This is a genomic window from Zoogloea sp. (assembly GCF_023150065.1).
Classification (GTDB): Bacteria; Pseudomonadota; Gammaproteobacteria; order Burkholderiales; family Rhodocyclaceae; genus Zoogloea.
The window spans coordinates 1-708 of sequence record NZ_JAKLLN010000115.1; the positions used below are offsets into that span (position 1 = coordinate 1).

Here is a 708-nt window from a genome sequence, read left to right on the forward strand (position 1 = left end):
CTTGCGGGCCTCGCCCCAGCGGTAGCCGGCCAGCGCGCCGTCGCGGCGGAGCACCCGGTGACAGGGGATGACGACCGCCAGCGGGTTGGCGGCGCAGGCGCCGGCCACCGCCCGCACGGCCCGGGGGGCGCCGATGCGCAGGGCGAGCTCGGTGTAGCTGAGGGTGTGGCCGGGAGCGATCTGGCCGAGGGCCTGCCAGACCCGCTGCTGGAAGGGGGTGCCCCGGGGGGCGAGCGGCAGGGCCAGGGAGCCGCCGGATGTGTCGATGAGGGCGGCAACCTGGGCGAGGGCCGCGCCGTCGCTGTCGGGCCGGGCCTCGGGGTGAGTGGCGAGCAGGCCGGCGGCGAGGGCGTCCGCGTCGTCGCCAAGGCTGATGGCGCACAGCCCGGCCGGGCTGCGGGCGACGAGGAGGGCGCCGAGGCTGCACTGGCCGACGGCGTAGCGGATTTCGGAGGATGGCATGGGGTTCTCCCGGCGGTGTGGGAAACGTGAATCTAAGCCTTTTCGATCGCCCGAGGCTATCGCGATCAGCAAGACGGGCAATTGGACGGCGAAACTGCGCGCCGCCAGAATTAAGACCACAAGAACGCAGGAGATTCATCATGAAAACGATCGAGACCGCCCGCCATGTCGCCCACGCCAGCACCCACGACCATCCCGGGCGTTAATGAGATGGTCAGCCCGATCCCTACCCAGCGGACTACGCTG

The 708-nt window shown here is 71.5% G+C and carries 1 protein-coding gene; it reads right to left on the bottom strand.

The features are described from left to right. Positions 1–462, bottom strand: a 462-nt coding sequence (locus tag L6Q67_RS23755; protein WP_296576047.1) for a methylated-DNA--[protein]-cysteine S-methyltransferase, incomplete at its 3' end; no start/stop codon positions are given. Positions 463–708 lie beyond the last annotated feature (246 nt).